This window comes from Achromobacter insolitus (genome assembly GCF_002209555.1).
Classification (GTDB): Bacteria; Pseudomonadota; Gammaproteobacteria; order Burkholderiales; family Burkholderiaceae_B; genus Achromobacter; species Achromobacter insolitus.
The window spans coordinates 531,505-546,676 of record NZ_NJIF01000001.1 but is presented as its reverse complement, the minus strand read 5'-3'; the positions used below and the strand labels follow the sequence as shown (position 1 = coordinate 546,676).

Annotated in this window: 16 protein-coding genes; all 16 read left to right on the top strand. The window is 64.2% G+C overall.

Features of this window, described 5'->3' with window-relative positions:
• Positions 1 to 40: 40 nt before the first annotated feature.
• Positions 41 to 1,108 carry a phosphate acyltransferase PlsX gene (gene plsX / locus CEY08_RS02420; protein WP_042792388.1) on the top strand — a complete coding sequence of 356 codons (1,068 nt, stop codon included), beginning with the start codon at positions 41 to 43 and terminating at the stop codon, positions 1,106 to 1,108.
• Complete coding sequence (locus CEY08_RS02415) at positions 1,108 to 2,094, top strand: beta-ketoacyl-ACP synthase III (protein ID WP_042792389.1); 987 nt, start codon at positions 1,108 to 1,110, stop codon at positions 2,092 to 2,094. Before plsX ends, CEY08_RS02415 begins: the two co-directional genes overlap by 1 nt.
• A 97-nt stretch (positions 2,095 to 2,191) precedes the next feature.
• Positions 2,192 to 3,127 carry an ACP S-malonyltransferase gene (gene fabD / locus CEY08_RS02410; protein WP_042792390.1) on the top strand — a complete coding sequence of 312 codons (936 nt, stop codon included), beginning with the start codon at positions 2,192 to 2,194 and terminating at the stop codon, positions 3,125 to 3,127.
• Positions 3,128 to 3,131: 4 nt separating this feature from the next.
• Positions 3,132 to 3,884, top strand: coding sequence for a 3-oxoacyl-ACP reductase FabG (gene fabG / locus CEY08_RS02405; RefSeq protein ID WP_042792391.1), 753 nt, complete (start codon positions 3,132 to 3,134; stop codon positions 3,882 to 3,884).
• Between the two features lie 213 nt (positions 3,885 to 4,097).
• A complete protein-coding gene (acpP, locus tag CEY08_RS02400) occupies positions 4,098 to 4,337 on the top strand; it encodes an acyl carrier protein (RefSeq protein ID WP_003813816.1) in 240 nt (79 codons plus the stop codon).
• A 192-nt stretch (positions 4,338 to 4,529) separates the two neighbouring features.
• Positions 4,530 to 5,759, top strand: a complete 1,230-nt coding sequence (gene fabF, locus CEY08_RS02395) for a beta-ketoacyl-ACP synthase II (RefSeq protein WP_042792392.1) — start codon at positions 4,530 to 4,532, stop codon at positions 5,757 to 5,759.
• A 79-nt stretch (positions 5,760 to 5,838) separates the two neighbouring features.
• Complete coding sequence (locus tag CEY08_RS02390) at positions 5,839 to 6,255, top strand: hypothetical protein (protein WP_243759346.1); 417 nt, start codon at positions 5,839 to 5,841, stop codon at positions 6,253 to 6,255.
• Positions 6,252 to 6,851, top strand: coding sequence for an RNA polymerase sigma factor RpoE (gene rpoE, locus CEY08_RS02385; RefSeq protein WP_063642004.1), 600 nt, complete (start codon positions 6,252 to 6,254; stop codon positions 6,849 to 6,851). Before CEY08_RS02390 ends, rpoE begins: the two co-directional genes overlap by 4 nt.
• A gap of 12 nt (positions 6,852 to 6,863) precedes the next feature.
• On the top strand, positions 6,864 to 7,370 hold the full coding sequence (locus tag CEY08_RS02380) for a sigma-E factor negative regulatory protein (protein WP_063642003.1): 507 nt from the start codon (positions 6,864 to 6,866) through the stop codon (positions 7,368 to 7,370).
• Positions 7,370 to 8,452: a MucB/RseB C-terminal domain-containing protein gene (locus tag CEY08_RS02375; RefSeq protein WP_063642002.1), complete on the top strand. Its 1,083-nt coding sequence runs from the start codon at positions 7,370 to 7,372 to the stop codon at positions 8,450 to 8,452. Before CEY08_RS02380 ends, CEY08_RS02375 begins: the two co-directional genes overlap by 1 nt.
• 106 nt (positions 8,453 to 8,558) lie before the next feature.
• Entirely contained in the window at positions 8,559 to 9,971 is a 1,413-nt protein-coding gene (locus CEY08_RS02370; RefSeq protein WP_372341558.1) for a DegQ family serine endoprotease, read from the top strand.
• A gap of 256 nt (positions 9,972 to 10,227) precedes the next feature.
• Positions 10,228 to 12,021, top strand: coding sequence for a translation elongation factor 4 (gene lepA / locus CEY08_RS02365; protein ID WP_063642000.1), 1,794 nt, complete (start codon positions 10,228 to 10,230; stop codon positions 12,019 to 12,021).
• A 23-nt stretch (positions 12,022 to 12,044) separates the two neighbouring features.
• Entirely contained in the window at positions 12,045 to 12,929 is an 885-nt protein-coding gene (gene lepB / locus CEY08_RS02360; protein ID WP_042792395.1) for a signal peptidase I, read from the top strand.
• Between the two features lie 2 nt (positions 12,930 to 12,931).
• Positions 12,932 to 13,693: a ribonuclease III gene (gene rnc / locus CEY08_RS02355; RefSeq protein WP_042792396.1), complete on the top strand. Its 762-nt coding sequence runs from the start codon at positions 12,932 to 12,934 to the stop codon at positions 13,691 to 13,693.
• Entirely contained in the window at positions 13,690 to 14,580 is an 891-nt protein-coding gene (gene era, locus CEY08_RS02350) for a GTPase Era (RefSeq protein ID WP_063641999.1), read from the top strand. Before rnc ends, era begins: the two co-directional genes overlap by 4 nt.
• Entirely contained in the window at positions 14,573 to 15,160 is a 588-nt protein-coding gene (gene recO, locus CEY08_RS02345) for a DNA repair protein RecO (protein WP_063641998.1), read from the top strand. The genes era and recO overlap by 8 nt, the downstream gene beginning before the upstream one ends.
• Positions 15,161 to 15,172: the final 12 nt, after the last annotated feature.

The window sequence follows — 15,172 nt, the reverse complement described above, 5'->3', positions numbered from 1 at the left end:
TACTCGGACCATTTCGGCTGAGCGCTGATACCTGGCACCCGTGATACGCATCGCCATAGACTGTATGGGCGGAGACTTCGGTCTGCCCGTCACGATTCCGGCTGCGATCGAGTTCGCCCGGCAATTTCCGGATACCCGGCTATTGCTGGTCGGGCTTCCCGACGCCATCGAAGCGGCGCTCTCCGAGCACCGCGGCGTGGCGCGTGATCGCATTGAAATCGTGGCGGCTTCCGAAGTCGTCACCATGGACGACCCGGTCGAGGTCGCCCTGCGCCGCAAAAAAGACTCCTCCATGCGCCTGGCCGCCCAGTCCGTCAAGGACGGGCGCGCCGACGCCTGCGTTTCCGCAGGCAATACCGGCGCGTGGATGGCCATTTCACGCTATGTGCTCAAGACGCTGGACGGCATAGACCGCCCCGCGATCGCCACGTCCATTCCGAACCAGACGGGCCGCGCCACCACGGTGCTGGACCTGGGCGCGAATGTGGACTGCACGGCCGAGCACCTGCTCCAATTCGCCATCATGGGCGCCGCGCTGTCGCAGGCGGTCGACCATCGTGAGCGCCCGTCGGTGGGCTTGCTCAATATCGGCGAAGAGGTCATCAAGGGCAACGAAGTCGTCAAGGAAGCCGCCGAGCTTCTTCGGAGCAGCCCGCTCAACTTCTACGGCAACGTGGAAGGCAATGACATATTCAAGGGTACGGTCGACGTCGTCGTCTGCGACGGTTTCGTCGGCAACGTCGTGCTCAAGTCCGTCGAAGGACTGGCGAAGATGTTGTCCAGCGTCATTCGCGAAGAGTTCAAACGCAATCTGATCACGCTGCTGGCTGGCGCGGTGGCCAAGCCGGTGCTCAACCGCCTGCGCACCCGCGTCGACAACCGGCGCTATAACGGCGCCGCGTTGCTGGGCTTGCGCGGCGTGGTCATCAAGAGCCATGGTTCCGCGGACGTCTACGCCTATGGTTTTGCGTTGCAGCGCGCCCGCGAAGCCGTAGTGAGTAAACTGCTGGAGCGCACCGCTGAGACGGTCGCTCAGATTACCAAGCGCGTTCAATCTGGCGGGGGCCCTACGGCGCCGTTGCCAAACGTGGCTGGGGACACCGCTTGATGGATACCGCAATGAAATATTCCGTGATCGCGGGCACCGGCAGCTTCTTGCCGGAACGCGTGGTTTCGAATGACGAACTGGCGGCGGAGCTGGCGACGCGCGACATCGCCACTTCCGACGAATGGATCGTCGAGCGCACCGGCATCCGCCAGCGCCATCTGGCCGAACGCGGCGTCACGACCAGCCAGTTGGCCACCGAGGCCGCGCGCCGCGCGCTGGCCGACGCTGGCGTGGAGGCCTCGGACATCGACCTGATCGTCCTGGCCACCTCGACTCCCGATTTCGTCTTCCCCAGCACCGCTTGCATCGTGCAATCCAACCTGGGCGCCAAGGGGTCGGCGGCATTCGACGTGCAGGCCGTGTGCAGCGGTTTCGTCTATGCGATGACCACCGCCGACAGCTTCATCCGCGCCGGCCGGGCGCGCTGCGCGCTGGTCATCGGCGCTGAAGTCTTTTCGCGCATCCTGGACTGGAATGACCGCTCCACCTGCGTATTGTTCGGCGACGGCGCCGGCGCCGTGGTGCTCAAGGCTTCCGACAAGCCCGGCATCCTGGCCGCGCAATTGCACGCCGACGGCAGCCAGGCCAAGATCCTGAACGCCGCGGGCAACGTCGCGTACGGTGACGTCACCGGCGATCCGTTCCTGCGCATGGACGGGCAGGCCGTGTTCAAACAGGCCGTCACCGTGCTGGACCGTTCCGCGCGTGATACCTGCGCCGAAGCGGGCGTGGAGATCGCCGATGTCGACTGGCTGATTCCGCACCAGGCCAACGTGCGCATCCTGAATTTCCTGGCGCGCAAGCTTGCCGTGCCGGTCGAGAAGGTCGTCGTAACCGTCGACAGCCACGCCAACACCTCTGCGGCCAGCGTGCCGCTGGCCTTGGACGCCGCGCGCCGCGATGGCCGTGTCAAGCCGGGTCAGCTGATTCTGATGCAAGGTGTGGGCGGCGGATTCACCTGGGGCTCGGTACTGGCCCGCATGTAAGGGCGCGGTCCGGCGTGGCGCGGCGTACCCGCCGCAGCCGCCGGAACGATGTGCCTGGCATTCCACACAGACACTGAATCAATCCATACGGTCAATCATGAAAATCGCTTTTGTCTTTCCTGGCCAAGGTTCCCAAGCTGTCGGCATGCTGGACGCCTGGTCTGGCGTTGCGGCCGTCACGGACACCGTGGCGCGGGCCTCACAGGCGCTTGGGCAGGACCTGGGCGCGCTGATTGCGCAAGGTCCCGCGGAACAACTCAACCTGACCACCAATACGCAGCCCGCCATGCTGACCGCCGCTGTCGCGATGTATGAGGCCTGGTGTGCCGCGGGCGGCCGCAAGCCCGATGTCGTGGCCGGTCACAGCCTGGGCGAGTATTCCGCGCTGACGGCAGCGGGTTCGCTCGCGCTTGAAGACGCCGTGCGCCTGGTGCGCGTGCGCGCCGATGCGATGCAGGCCGCCGTGCCGGTGGGCACGGGCGCGATGGCCGCCATCCTGGGCTTGGACGACGATGCCGTGCGCGCTGCCTGCGAGGCCGCCGCTCAGGGCGAGGTCGTCGAGGCCGTGAATTTCAACGCGCCTGCTCAAGTCGTGATCGCCGGCCACAAGGCTGCTGTCGAGCGCGCCTGCGAGGCCGCCAAGGCCGCGGGCGCCAAGCGGGCGCTGCTGCTGCCGGTATCCGCGCCGTTCCACTCCAGCCTGCTCAAGCCCGCCGCCGAAGTGCTGGCTGGCGCGTTGGCTGGCGTGGCCGTGTCCGCGCCGCAGGTGCAAGTGATCAACAACGTCGATGTGGCTTCGCCCGCAGACCCCGGGGCAATCCGGGATGCGCTGGTGCGCCAGGCATGGCATCCTGTGCGCTGGGTTGAAACCTTGCGCGCGATGAAAGCGCAGGGCGTCACGCACGTCATCGAATGCGGTCCCGGCAAGGTGCTGGCCGGCTTGACCAAGCGCATCGACCCCGAACTCACGGGCATGGCCATTACCGATCCTGCTTCGCTTGAAGCAGCGTTGGCCGCCGTCAACGGAAATTAAGAACATGGACAACACCTCGATCGAACTGCAGGGCAAGATCGCGCTGGTGACCGGCGCCACGCGCGGCATCGGCCGCGCCATCGCGCAGGAACTGGCCGCGCGCGGCGCCACGGTCGTCGGCACCGCCACGTCCGAATCGGGCGCTGCCGCCATCACCGAAGCGCTGGCCCCGTTCGGCGGCCGCGGCGTGGTGCTGGACGTGACCGACGCCGCTGCATGCGACGCGCTGATCGACACGCTGGGCAAGGAAGGCGGCGGTCCGCACATCCTCGTCAATAACGCCGGCATTACCCGTGATACGCTCGCAATGCGCATGAAGGACGACGACTGGTCGGCTGTCATCGACACCAACCTGGCTTCGGTTTTCCGTCTGTCGCGCGCCGTATTGCGCAACATGATGAAGGCTCGCTGGGGACGCATCATCAACGTTACGTCGGTGGTGGGTTCCAGCGGCAATCCCGGCCAGGCCAACTACGCGGCCGCCAAGGCTGGCGTGGCAGGCATGTCCCGCGCCCTGGCGCGCGAGCTGGGCAGCCGCAACATCACCGTGAACTGCGTCGCACCGGGTTTCATCGATACCGACATGACGCGCGCGCTGGGCGAAAATCAAACTGCGGCCCTGCTGCAGCAGATTCCGCTCGGCCGCCTGGGTTCGCCCGCGGACATCGCCCACGCAGTGGCGTTTTTGTCCGGGCCGCAGGCGGGTTACATTACCGGCACGACCCTGCACGTCAACGGCGGGATGTACATGCAATAAATCACGGATCGCGCGTAGGCGGCCCAGGCTGCCGTGCCGCCGCCGGACAACCGGCCAGGCAACGCGAGATTCAACCGGAAACGCCGCACACCGGTTTCCTGCGCCATTCCCGGCGACAGATCAAGTGCGCGGTGTTATTTTTGTCACGGCCAGGCGTCGCAAATCTCAGCGCTTGGCTATAATTCGCGGGATTTTTCCCAATTGGAGATCTGCATGGAAAGCATCGAACAGCGCGTCAAGAAGATCGTCGCTGAACAACTTGGCGTCAACGAAGCCGAGATCAAGAACGAATCCTCCTTCCTTGACGACCTCGGTGCCGATTCGCTCGACATGGTCGAACTGGTCATGGCTCTCGAAGACGAATTCGAGACCGAGATCCCCGACGAAGAGGCCGAAAAGATCACGACCGTGCAACAAGCGATTGACTACATCAATTCGCACGGCAAGCAGTAAGCTGGGCTTTTACCCTTCTGGTTGCCTCGCGACGCAAGTCGGGGCCAACCGGGAAATCGGGGCGGTTTCAGGAATTTGCCGTGTGGTCCGCGTGCGGGAAGGGCGTTGTAATGCCCGACCCGCTTTCGCGTGGGCCGCACGTGCAGCGCATCCCGAAAACCGCCTTTCTTTTGTCTGTTTGAGGAGTCATCCGTGAAGCGACGTGTCGTCATCACTGGCCTGGGTATCGTTTCTCCCGTCGGGAACGACTTGACCACCGCTTGGGACAATATCGTCAACGGACGTTCTGGCATCAGCCGCATCACCCGTTTCGATCCCTCGGCCATCACCACGCATATTGCTGGCGAAGTCAAAGACTTCGACATCAGCACCTATATCTCGGCCAAGGAAGCCCGCCAGATGGATACCTTCATCCATTACGGCCTGGCAGCAGGGATGCAGGCATGGCGTGACAGCGGCCTGGAAGTTACCGAAGCCAACGCGGAACGCATCGGCGTGATCGTGGGCTCCGGCATCGGCGGCTTGCCGCGCATCGAGGAAACGCAGGTCGAATACCTGTCCAAGGGGCCGCGTCGCATTTCGCCGTTCTTCGTGCCGGGTTCGCTGATCAACCTGATCTCGGGGCACTTGTCCATCGCCTATGGCATGAAGGGGCCGAGCTACGCCGTCGTGTCGGCTTGCACCACCGGCCTGCATTGCATTGGCGATGCCGCCCGCCTGATCGAGTACGGCGATGCCGACGTGATGGTAGCCGGCGGAGCGGAATCGACCGTGTCGCCGCTTGGCATCGGCGGTTTTGCCGCCATGCGCGCTTTGTCGACCCGCAATGACGATCCTCAGACGGCATCGCGTCCCTGGGACCGCGACCGCGACGGCTTCGTGCTGGGCGAGGGCGCGGGTGTACTGGTGCTGGAAGAGTACGAGCACGCCAAGAAGCGCGGCGCGCGCATCTATGGTGAATTTGCCGGCTATGGCATGAGCTCGGACGCGCACCACATCACGGCTCCCGACAAGGACGGTCCGCGTCGTGGCATCGTGAATGCGCTGCGCAACGGCGGCCTGAACCTGGAAGACGTCCAGTATGTCAACGCTCACGGCACCTCGACGCCCCTGGGCGACAAGAACGAAACCGATGCCTTGAAGCTGGCTTTTGGCGATCACGCCAAGAAGCTGGTGGTCAACTCGACCAAGTCCATGACCGGGCACCTGCTCGGCGCGGCCGGTGGCATCGAGGCGGTGTTTACGACCCTGGCCGTCTACAACCAGGTGTCGCCGCCCACGATCAACATCTTCAATCAAGATCCGGAATGCGATCTGGATTACTGCGCCAACGAGGCGCGGCAGATGAAGATCGAGGTAGGCCTGTCCAACTCGTTCGGCTTCGGCGGCACCAACGGCTCGATGGCCGTTCGCCGGGTCTGATTTGGAAGAGCCGCTCGGGGGACGCTGGGCGTTTCGCGTGCCTGTCCGACGGCCAGGAAGCGCCACGGCGCTTTTTGGCTTGGCGCTGGTCTCGGCAGGGGCCTGCGTGGTGACGGCAGCGTACTGGCACGGCATGGCATGGGTGGCGAGCGCGCTGGTTGCGCTCCTGCTCGTGCTGGCCGGGCTGTTACACTCGGCACGGAGCAGCCTGTCCCCGGTATCTGCATTACGTGCGGCCGCCGGGGCTGGGCGCTGGCAGGTGCGCCTGCCGCAAGGCTGGCAGGACGCGAGGCTGTTGCAAGGCCAGCGCGGTCTTGGCTGGCTGACGCTCACGTTGCAGCCCTTGCCCACCGGGAGTACGGCCTTTACCAATAGCACAATCACCCTCACCGTCTGGCAGCGGACGTTGCGACCCGAATCCTGGCGGCGCCTGTGCCTGCTGGCGGGCGCGGCGCGGCCCGCCCGTCCGGCGGCCACCCTGCGGGAGGCGTCATGAGCGAGCGCGAAGTCGACGCTGAGCTTGTCGCGCGCGTCCAGCGGGGCGACAAAAAGGCCTTCGATCTGCTGGTGCTCAAGTACCAGCGCAAGATTCTCCGTCTATTGGCCCGCATGATCCGGGACCCCTCGGAAATCGAGGACGTGGCCCAGGAGGCCTTTATCAAGGCTTACCGGGCCTTGCCCCAGTTCCGGGGGGAAAGCGCCTTCTACACCTGGTTGTATCGGATCGCCATCAATACGGCGCGTAACTGGCTGGCCTCGCAGGGTCGGCGTCCCAGCGCGCCCAATGCGATAGAAACGGAAGACGGTGAAACTTTTAACGAAACCGACAACCTAACCGATATAAGCACGCCGGAATCCATGGTTGCCAGCCGCGAAATCGCCGAGACGGTGAATGCGGCCATTGAGGAATTGCCGGAAGAGTTGCGTACCGCAATTGTCCTGCGGGAAATCGAAGGTATGAGTTACGAAGACATCGCCCAGAGCATGGATTGCCCGATCGGTACGGTGCGTTCCCGCATTTTTCGTGCGCGCGAAGCCATCGCCATCAAGTTGCGTCCATTGCTAGGCACCGATGCCGAGCGTCGCTGGTAAGGAGTGGCAGTCATGCAAACAGCAGCCAAATCCGTCGTGATCGCCGAGTCCTCCTGGGAGGAATCGGTTTCCGCCTGGATGGACGGAGAAGAATCCGACGACATATTTCCCGGCTTGTTGTCCCGCGAGGGGCGCGAGACCTGGGACACCTATCATTTGATCGGTGATTCCCTGCGCAACGCCGATCTGGCGCTGACCCCCAGCGCGGCCTTTCAGGCCCGCCTGGCACGGGCGCTGGACGCGGAATTACCCATTGTGGCGGCGCCTCGGCGCCGTTCGCCTTTGCGCGTCGGGCTGTCGGGCCTGGCGGTGGCCGCGGCGGTTGCAACGGTTGCCTGGGTGGCGCAGCCTTACCTGACCGGCGAGCCGGCCACCGAAGTGCGCGTGCTGGCCGATGCCAGTACGCCGGCGTCGGCTGCGGACGACTCCGGCCTGCGCGACTATCTGGAGGCCCATCGCCAGATGGCCGGCCCCAGCGCCGTGCGCCAGGTGTCCTTTGACACCGGGGTGGGGCGCTGATGGCGCTGGTGCTTCCATCGCGTTGGCCGGTGCTGGGTCGGGCCGCCACGCTGCAGGCCCACCGCGCCGGCTGGTTTGCCGCAACGCTCCTGACCGCTTTCCTGGCCGCGCACGAACCCGCGCGCGCCGCCGATGCCGCTCCCGCCGCCACGGATGACGTGGTCCAATTGCTGACCCGTATCCAACAAGCCGCCCGCAAGCAGGACTATGCGGGCGTCTTCATGTATCAGCAGGGCGAGACGATCCAGTCTTCGCGCCTCGTGCACGTCATGGATGGCACCGGCGAGCGCGAACGCCTGGAAATCCTCGACGGCCAGCCCCGCGAATACCTCCGCCACAACGAAGACGTGCAGTGCCTGATTCCCGAACGCAAGACCGTGCTGCTGGAGCGCCGCCGCGGCGACCGCTTCCCGGGCTTGTTGCTGGGAGATGCCGCCAACCTGTCCGAGCACTACAAGATCCGTGCCGAGTCTGCCCTGCATCGTGTGGCCGGACGTGAGTGCCGCCTGATCACGATCGAACCGCTGGACAAGCTGCGCTATGGTTACCGGCTGTGCGCCGACGTCGAGACCAATCTGCTGCTCAAGGCCCAGACCCTCAATGCCGCACGCGGTGTGGTCGAGCAGGTGTCGTTCACCTCACTGCGGCTGGGCTCGGAAGTCGATCCCCAGTTGCTGACGTCGCGTTGGAGCACGCGCGACTGGAAGGTGCTAGAGCCTTCGATGAAGCCGGTGGATCTGGCCGCCCAGGGGTGGCGCATCCCGGCGCCCAAGGGATTCAAGGCCGTCATGCAGGTCGCGCGTTCGATGGGGCGGGGTGTAACGGTCAATCAGATGGTATTGTCAGACGGACTGGCGGCCATTTCCGTATTCATCGAGCCCTACGACAGCCAGCGCGGCCACCGCCCTCCCCACGGTGCGGCGCAGCGCGGGGCGATCACGGTATACGGCACCCGCATTGCTGATTTCTGGCTCACGGCCGTGGGCGAAGTGCCCGTCGCGACGCTGGAGCAGCTTGCGCAATCCACTGAATATGTGCCCGCCGCGCCTGCGGCAGCGGCGCCCGCGGCCGAATCCAAGTGATCGGCCGGGCGCGGCAAGCAGCAATTTCGGAGTAACACTTATGAAAGCAATGACAGTGTCGAATGCAGTTTTCCGGCGCTTTCTGGTGGCGGCCGCGGCCAGCGTCATGATGTCCGCCGCCTACGTGCCCGCCGCGGTGGCCCAGGCGCCGGCGGTAACGCTGCCCGATTTCACCAGCATTGTTGAGAAGGCCGACCCCGCAGTCGTGAACATCCGCACCACGGCCACCGTGCCGGTGCGCGGCATGGGGCCCGGCGGCGGCAGCGACCCTTACGAATTGTTCCGCTGGTTCTTCGGTCCTGAATTCCAGCCTCCGGGCCAACCCGGCCCGTCGCCGCGCCAGCGTCCCCAGCCTTCCCAGCCCGAAGAGCGCACCGTGCCTCGCGGCGTGGGTTCCGGCTTTTTCATTTCGGCTGACGGCTACATCCTGACCAATAACCACGTGGTGGTGGATGCGACGGACATTTACGTGACGCTTACCGACGGCCGCGAGTTCAAGGCCAAGGTCATCGGCACGGACGAGCGCACGGACGTGGCGCTGATCAAGATCGAAGCCAAAGACATGACGCCGCTGGTCATCGGCGACCCCAAGAAGCTCAAGAAAGGGCAGTGGGTGCTGGCCATCGGTTCGCCGTTCGGCCTGGATTCCACCGTGACCTCCGGCATCGTCAGCGCCATCGGCCGCGACACCGGTGAATACCTGCCCTTTATCCAGACCGATGTGGCGGTCAACCCGGGCAACTCGGGCGGCCCGCTGATCAACCTGGAAGGCGAGGTCGTGGGCATCAACTCCCAGATCATCTCGCGCAGCGGCGGCTTCATGGGTATTTCGCTGGCCATCCCGATCGACGAAGCCATGCGCGTGGTGGACCAGTTGCGCGCCACGGGCAAAGTCACTCGCGGCCGTGTCGGCGTGCAGATCGGCGAAGTAGGCAAGGATGTGGCGGAAGCCATCGGCCTGCCCAAGGCCGAAGGCGCGCTGGTCAGCAGCGTGGAAGCCGACGGTCCCGCCGAGCAGGCGGGGGTGCAGCCCGGTGACGTCATCCTGAAGTTCAACGGCGAGCCCATCAAGCGCTGGTCCGATCTGCCGCGCATTGTGGGTGAAACCAAGCCGGGCACGCGCGCCGACATGGAAGTGTGGCGCAAGGGCAAGAATGTGACGCTGTCGGTCAAGGTGGGTGAAATCCCGACGGAGAAGGCGGCGAGCGCCAACAAGAAGGGCGCGACACCGGCGCCGGAAGTCACCAACGCGCTGGGCCTGGGCGTGATTGACGTGCCGGCCGACGTGCAGAAGAAGCTGCGCATCAAGGGAGGCGTCCAGGTGAAGGTCGCCGAAGGGGCTGCCGCCAAGGCCGGCCTGCAGGAAGGCGATATTGTGTTGGCCCTGAACGACACCGACGTCACTGGCGCCAAGCAATTCGGCGACCTGGTGGCCAAGCTGGACAAGGGCCGCGCCGCCGGATTGTTGGTACGCCGCGGTGACCAGACGCAATGGGTGGCCGTGCCAGCTTCAAAGTAAATTCGCTCAACGCCACGCCCCTGCGCGGCGGGTTATACCCCACCGGGGCGTGGCGCCTTTTTGCCTCAGGACGGTCCCGTCGGCAAAAAAGGTCCAAGACCGGCTAAAATGCCTGGTTGCCGCAAGAGGGGGCGCATGGCGCCCCCTTGTTTTGCCCGGGCCAGGCCCGTTGGCACCCTCCTCGTCAGCCGTGCGTACTCCGGCGGCGGTGTCTTCCGGCTCCGTGCCGAGTGTTCCGTCCCTTATAACTTCAAGCATGCAGCATATTCGCAACTTCTCCATCATTGCCCACATCGATCACGGCAAATCGACCCTGGCCGATCGCCTGATTCAGCGCTGCGGCGGATTGGCGGATCGCGAGATGTCGGCGCAGGTCCTCGATTCCATGGAAATCGAGCGCGAGCGCGGCATTACCATCAAGGCGCAGACTGCGGCTCTGCATTACAAGGCGCAGGACGGCAAGATCTACAACCTGAACCTGATCGACACCCCGGGGCACGTGGACTTCTCATATGAAGTCAGCCGTTCGCTTTCGGCCTGCGAAGGCGCGCTGCTGGTTGTGGATGCCTCGCAGGGCGTCGAGGCTCAGACCGTGGCCAACTGCTACACCGCGATCGAGCTGGGCGTGGAAGTCCTGCCCGTGCTGAACAAGATGGATCTGCCCCAGGCCGATCCTGATGGCGCCCGCCAGGAAGTCGAGGATGTGATCGGCATCGACGCCTCTGAAGCGGTGCTGGCCAGCGCCAAGACCGGCATGGGCATCGATGAGATCCTGGAATCCATCGTTGCGCGCGTGCCCGCGCCCAAGGGCGATCCGGACGCACCGTTGCAAGCGCTGATCATCGACTCGTGGTTCGACAATTACGTGGGCGTGGTGATGCTGGTGCGCATCATCAACGGCGTGCTCAAGCCCAAGGACAAGATCCTGCTGATGGCTTCGGGCGCCACCCACCTGTGCGAGCAGACCGGCGTGTTCACGCCGAAGTCGCAACAGCGTCCGCATCTGTCTGCGGGCGAAGTGGGCTTCATCATCGCCGGCATCAAGCAGCTAGAAGACGCCAAGGTGGGCGATACCGTCACCCTGGCCAACAAGCCCGCAGCCCAGCCGCTGCCTGGCTTCAAGGAAGTGAAGCCGCAGGTGTTCGCGGGCCTGTATCCCGTGGAAAGCTCCGAGTACGACCAGCTGCGCGATTCGCTCGAAAAGCTCAAGTTGAACGACGCCGCCCTGATGTTCGAGCCGGAAGTGTCGCAGGCGCTGGGCTTCGGCTTCCGTTGCGGCTTCCTGGGCCTGCTGCACATGGAAATCGTGCAGGAGCGCCTGGAGCGCGAATTCGACATGGACATCATCACCACCGCGCCGTCGGTGGTGTACGAGGTCGAACAGCGCGACGGCTCCGTGATCACGGTGGAAAGCCCGTCGCGCATGCCGGAAATCGGCAAGATCGCAGACATCCGCGAACCCATCGTGAAGGTCACGCTTTTCATGCCGCAGGACTACGTGGGTCCTGTCATGACGCTGTGCAATAACAAGCGCGGCGTGCAGGTCAACATGAGCTACCACGGCCGCCAGGTGCACCTGGTGTACGAGATTCCGCTGGCCGAGATCGTGCTGGACTTCTTCGACAAGCTGAAGTCGGTTTCTCGCGGCTACGCTTCGATGGACTACGAGTTCCTGGAGTACCGTTCGGCCGACGTGGTGCGCGTGGACCTGCTGATCAACAACGACCGCGTCGATGCGCTGGCCGTCATCGTTCACCGCAGCAACGCCCGTCACCGCGCGCGCGACGTGGTCACGCGCATGCGCGGCCTGATCCCGCGCCAGATGTTCGATGTGGTCATCCAGGCCGCCATCGGCGCCGAAATCATCGCGCGCGAGAACGTCAAGGCGCTGCGCAAGAACGTGCTGGCCAAGTGCTATGGCGGCGATATCTCGCGCAAGAAGAAGCTGCTTGAAAAGCAGAAGGCCGGCAAGAAGCGCATGAAGCAGGTGGGTAGCGTGGAAATTCCGCAGGAGGCGTTCCTCGCCATCCTGCAAGTGGAAGACAAATAGAACCCAAAGAAGGCGGTTAGCTGATGAGTTGGAACTTTGCCCTGATTCTTTTTGTTTTGCTGGTATTGACCGGCATTATCTGGGTGCTTGATCTGGCAGTGCTGCGCAAGGGCCGCGAACGCCGGGCCCAGGCGGCGATGGCGCAGTATGATGCTGCCCTGGTCGGCGATGCGCAGGAAGCCGAGCGTTTGCGGCGCGAAGCCGGCGACGCCGCGCGCCGTGTGCCGTGGTGGATCGAATACGCCGTCAGCTTCTTCCCCGTCATCCTGTTCGTGTTCATGCTGCGCTCGTTCGTGGTCGAGCCGTTCCGCATCCCTTCGGGCTCCATGCTGCCGACCCTGCAGTCGGGCGACTTGATCCTCGTGAACAAGTTCAGCTATGGACTGCGCCTGCCGGTCATCGACAAGAAGATCATCGACGTGGGCAAGCCGCAGCGCGGAGACGTGTTCGTGTTCCGCTACCCCGTGGATCCGGACGTCGACTACATCAAGCGCGTGGTCGGCCTGCCGGGCGATGAGGTCGCCTACCTGGACAAAAAGCTCTACATCAACGGCGAATTGGTGCCGCATGTGCGCGACGGCGATTATTTCGAGCCGGATCGCGTTTCGTATATCGCGCAATTTAAAGAGAAATTGGGCGAAGTTGAGCACAAAATCCTGCTGGATGAGGGAAAACCGCAGGAATACGCACCGATGTGGCAATTTCCCAACCGGCAGAACTGCCAATACAGCCGTAATGGGGTACGCTGCAAAGTACCCGAAGGGCAGTTTTTCGCCATGGGCGATAATCGGGATAACAGCGCCGACAGCCGATATTGGGGCTTCGTTCCGGAATCCAATATCGTCGGCCGCGCGTTCTTCATCTGGATGAATTTCAGCGATCTCAGCCGTATCGGCCGGTTCAACTGATCATGTCGCTAGCCACGCTAGAAAACCGCCTGGATCACCACTTCAGTGATCCGGCATTGCTCGAACAGGCGCTGACGCATCGCAGCCACGGCGCGCGCCACAACGAGCGGCTGGAATTCCTGGGGGATTCCGTGCTGAACTTCGTCGTTGCCGCAATGCTGTTCGAGCGCTATTCGAAAATCGACGAAGGCGATCTGTCGCGCCTGCGGGCAAACCTGGTCAAACAGGCGTCGCTGGCGGATATTGCGCAGCGGCTGGAGTTGTCGCAGTACTTGCGCCTGGGCGAAGGCGAGCTGAAGAGCGGCGGTTTCCGCCGTCCTTCCATCCTGGCGGACACGGTCGAAGCGCTGTTCGGCGCCGTCTTCCTGGACGCGGGTTTCGATGCCGCCCGTCGCGTGATCGTGCGCCAGTACCAGCCGGTGCTGGCCTCCGTCGATCCCAAGACCCTGGGCAAGGATGCCAAGACCTTGCTGCAGGAATTCCTGCAGGGCCGCAAACTGGCGCTGCCGGTGTACACGGTGGTGGCCACGCATGGCGCGGCCCACAGCCAGCAGTTCGAAGTCGAATGCGCCATTCCGGCGCTCGAGATCAAGGTGATGGCGCCCGGCGCCAGCCGCCGCGCCGCCGAGCAGTCGGCGGCCAAGCTGGCGCTGGAGGCCGCATTGGCCGTCAGCCCGGCGACCAAGGCTGCCCGCAAGTCGGGCAAGGCGCGCAAAACCGCGCAATTGTCGCTGCCCGTGGCAGTGGCTCAAGAGACTAAATGAGCGATACCCCTTTTCGTACCGGCTTCGTCGCCATCGTGGGCCGCCCCAATGTGGGCAAGTCCACCCTGACGAATGCCCTGATCGGTTCCAAGATTTCCATCGTGTCGCGCAAGGCGCAGACCACGCGCCACCGCATTCACGGTGTGCTGACGCGCGAGCACGAGCAATTCGTCTTCGTGGACACTCCCGGTTTCCAGACCCGCCACGGCGGCGCGATGAACCGCATGATGAACCGCGTGGTCACGCAGGCCCTGGCCGACGTGGACGTGGTGGTCCACGTGGTGGAGGCCGGCAAATGGTCGGAGGGCGATGCCAAGCTGCTGCCGCTGCTGCCGGCGCCTGAGCGCACCATCCTGGTGGTCTCCAAGATCGACGCACTGAAGAACCGCGACGACCTGTTCGCCTTCGTGTCCAAGATCATGGCGCTGCATCCGTTCGGCGCCGTGGTCCCCGTCAGCGCCACCAAGAACCAGCAATTGGACCAGCTGTTGGAAGAAATCGCGTCGCGCCTGCCGGAAGGCGAGCCGATGTTCGAGGAAGACACGCTGACCGACCGTCCCATGCGCTTCATCGCCGCCGAGCTGGTGCGCGAGAAGATCTTCCGCCTGGTGGGCGACGAGCTGCCCTATGGCTGTACCGTCGTCATCGAGCAATGGGAAGAAACCAACAAGGGCGCCAGCATCAATGCCTGCGTGGTGGTCGAACGCGACAGCCACAAGCCCATCCTGTTGGGCACGGGCGGCATGCACATGAAGCGCATCGCCACGGAGGCGCGGCAGGACATTGCCAAGCTGCTGGACAAACCGGTGCACCTGGAGGTCTACATCAAGGTGCGCAAGGGTTGGTCCGACCGCGAGGGTGCGCTCCGCGATCTGGGTTATGAGTAGACGGGCGCCCCGCGTCCAGGATCGCCCCGGATACATGCTGCACGCCACCGCGTGGCGTGAGACTTCCCTTATCGTTCAGACTTTCTCCCGCGACCACGGCTGCGTAGCCATGGTCGCCAAGGGCGCCAAGCGCCCGTATTCCGTCCTGCGCCCGGTGCTGTCCGCGTTCCAGCCGCTGCTGCTGTCATGGACCGGAAACGGCGAGGTCAAGACCTTGACGCGCGCCGAGATCGCCGGTATCCGGCCGCTGACGGGCACCGCGCTGATGTCGGCCTGGTACATGAACGAATTGCTATTGCGCCTGCTGCCTCGCGAAGATGCCCATCCCTTGTTGTTCGACGCCTACGATTTCGCCTTGCAGCAATTGTCCGGCGGCACGCGCGCCGCTGGCGCTCTGCGGCGCTTCGAATGGACGCTGCTGCGCGAGACGGGCTATGGCGTGGATGAGGCAGCCCCTGATTTCGACGACCCGGTGATCGAGCCCGCCCTGCGCCGCGACCTGCGCGAACGGCTGGCCGAAATCCTGGCGGGTCGTCCCTTGTCGACCCGGCGTGTGTTGCTGGATCTGCAACGCATCTGAGCGCATTGCGCC

Coding starts and splice junctions, on each gene's coding strand:
- rnc (WP_042792396.1), top strand. CDS start 12,932: ATGTCGCTAGCCACGCTAGAAAACCGCCTGGATCACCACTTCAGTGAT.
- fabG (WP_042792391.1), top strand. CDS start 3,132: ATGGACAACACCTCGATCGAACTGCAGGGCAAGATCGCGCTGGTGACC.
- rpoE (WP_063642004.1), top strand. CDS start 6,252: ATGAGCGAGCGCGAAGTCGACGCTGAGCTTGTCGCGCGCGTCCAGCGG.
- CEY08_RS02375 (WP_063642002.1), top strand. CDS start 7,370: ATGGCGCTGGTGCTTCCATCGCGTTGGCCGGTGCTGGGTCGGGCCGCC.
- CEY08_RS02415 (WP_042792389.1), top strand. CDS start 1,108: ATGGATACCGCAATGAAATATTCCGTGATCGCGGGCACCGGCAGCTTC.
- acpP (WP_003813816.1), top strand. CDS start 4,098: ATGGAAAGCATCGAACAGCGCGTCAAGAAGATCGTCGCTGAACAACTT.
- era (WP_063641999.1), top strand. CDS start 13,690: ATGAGCGATACCCCTTTTCGTACCGGCTTCGTCGCCATCGTGGGCCGC.
- CEY08_RS02370 (WP_372341558.1), top strand. CDS start 8,559: ATGATGTCCGCCGCCTACGTGCCCGCCGCGGTGGCCCAGGCGCCGGCG.
- lepA (WP_063642000.1), top strand. CDS start 10,228: ATGCAGCATATTCGCAACTTCTCCATCATTGCCCACATCGATCACGGC.
- CEY08_RS02380 (WP_063642003.1), top strand. CDS start 6,864: ATGCAAACAGCAGCCAAATCCGTCGTGATCGCCGAGTCCTCCTGGGAG.
- recO (WP_063641998.1), top strand. CDS start 14,573: ATGAGTAGACGGGCGCCCCGCGTCCAGGATCGCCCCGGATACATGCTG.
- lepB (WP_042792395.1), top strand. CDS start 12,045: ATGAGTTGGAACTTTGCCCTGATTCTTTTTGTTTTGCTGGTATTGACC.
- fabD (WP_042792390.1), top strand. CDS start 2,192: ATGAAAATCGCTTTTGTCTTTCCTGGCCAAGGTTCCCAAGCTGTCGGC.